Origin of the sequence: Dietzia sp. SLG310A2-38A2 (assembly GCF_014145095.1) — a bacterium.
GTDB lineage: Bacteria > Actinomycetota > Actinomycetes > Mycobacteriales > Mycobacteriaceae > Dietzia.
Genome location: NZ_JAALDX010000340.1, coordinates 7,663 through 9,643, shown reverse-complemented (window position 1 = coordinate 9,643; position 1,981 = coordinate 7,663). Strand labels below are relative to the sequence as shown.

The 1,981-nt window shown below is 71.7% G+C and carries 1 protein-coding gene and 1 pseudogene; both read left to right on the top strand.

Annotation, left to right across the window (positions count from 1 at the left end; translation table 11 throughout):
* The first annotated feature begins 148 nt into the window (after positions 1–148).
* A complete protein-coding gene (locus tag G6027_RS12305) occupies positions 149–1,525 on the top strand; it encodes a phosphomannomutase/phosphoglucomutase (protein ID WP_182637431.1) in 1,377 nt (458 codons plus the stop codon).
* Positions 1,518–1,981, top strand: a pseudogene (locus tag G6027_RS18885) (hypothetical protein); the annotation flags it as partial. The gene G6027_RS12305 and the pseudogene G6027_RS18885, both read left to right, overlap by 8 nt.

Sequence of the window (1,981 nt, the reverse complement as noted above, 5' to 3'; positions counted from 1 at the left end):
CCCGTCGACGGCGCCCGGGAGCCGGGTCCGGGCCTCGGCTGACGGGGCGCCGAGCACCTGCGGTCGCAAGCGACCGGCCGGGCGGGAACCCGGCGGGTAGGGTCGACTGATGACACCGTCCGACCGCCTCTCATCCCTGGAGCAGCACGTGGCACGCAGCGCCGAGTCCGTCCGAGCAGTCATCAAGGCCTACGACGTCCGCGGCGTCGTGGGCGAGCAGATCGACGAGGACTTCGTCCGTGAGATCGGCGCGTCGTTCGCTCGCCTCATGCGGTCGGAGGGGGCGGACACCGTGGTGGTCGGCCACGACATGCGGGACTCCTCCCCGTCGCTGTCCCGGGCGTTCGGGGACGGCGTCACGTCACAGGGACTGGACGTGGTGACGATCGGTCTCGCGTCGACCGACCAGCTGTACTACGCCTCGGGACAGCTCGACTGCCCGGGCGCCATGTTCACGGCCAGCCACAACCCGGCCCGGTACAACGGCATCAAGCTGTGCCGTACGGGCGCCAAACCGGTCGGCCAGGAATCCGGCCTCCGGACGATCGCCGACGAGGTCATCGAGGGTGTCCCCGCACACGACGGTGAGGCCGGCACGGTCTCCGAGCGTGACGTCCTCGACGGCTACGGTGCCTACCTCCGTGAACTGGTCGACCTGTCGGGTATCCGCCGGCTCAAGGTGGCGGTCGACGCCGGGAACGGGATGGGTGGCCACACCGTGCCCGCGGTCCTCAGCGGACTTCCGCTCGAGATCGTCCCCCTGTACTTCGAGCTCGACGGCAACTTCCCCAATCACGAGGCCAACCCCCTCGAACCGGCCAACCTGGTCGACCTCCAGGCGCTGGTCCGTGAGAGCGGGGCGGACATCGGGCTCGCCTTCGACGGCGACGCCGACCGCTGCTTCGTGGTGGACGAGCGGGGCGAGCCCGTCGCCCCGTCGGCCATCACCGCGCTGGTGGCCGGGCGCGAGCTCGACAAGGAACCCGGCGCCTCGATCATCTACAACCTCATCACCTCCCGGGCCGTCCCCGAACTGGTCGAGGAGAAGGGCGGTGTCGCGGTCCGTACCCGCGTCGGCCACAGCTTCATCAAGGCCCAGATGGCGGACACCGGTGCGATCTTCGGCGGCGAACACTCGGCGCACTACTACTTCCGCGACTTCTGGGGCGCCGACTCGGGGATGCTCGCCGCGATGCACACCCTCGCCGCCCTCGGGGAGCAGGACGCCCCGCTGTCGCAGGTGATGGCGGAATACACCCGGTACGCGGCGTCGGGGGAGATCAACTCCACCCTGGACTCCGCGGAGGCGCAGGTGGCCCGGATGGAGGAGGTCATCGACGTGTTCTCCGGCCGTGCGGTGTCGGTGGACCGACTCGACGGAGTGACCGTCGACCTCGGTGACGGCGCGTGGTTCAACCTGCGGGCCTCCAACACCGAACCGCTGCTGCGACTCAACGCGGAGGCGCCCACCAGGGAGGACGTCGCCGCTGTGGTCGACGAGGTCCTCGCGATCGTCCGTGCCTGACCTGACCAGCGACACCGGGGCCGGCCGGGTGGACCTGGACGACGCCGAGGCCCTCCGCTCCTCCGACGCCACCGGGGCCCTGCTCCACGCATCGATGGCCGGGGCCCAGCTCCGTTCGGTCGCGACGGCCGTCGGCTCGGGGGCGCTGGACGGCCTCTCCGGGTTCCGGCCCCGGGCACTCGTGTGGGTCTCGGGACGCTCGGACCGGGCCCGCCACGCCGCCCGGGTGGTCGCCGCCCTCTCCGAGGTGGTCGGCGGAGCCGCCGTCCCACCGCTGGTCCACGCCCACACCCTCCCCACCTGGGTCGGGGCACTGGACGTCGTCCTGGTCTCCGGAGACGATGCCGGCGACCGTGACCTCGCCTCCGCCGTCGAGTCCGCCGCACACCGGGGTGCGATGGTCGTGGTGGACGTGCCCAGGGAAGGTCCCGTGGGCGAGTCGGGAGGGGGACGGGC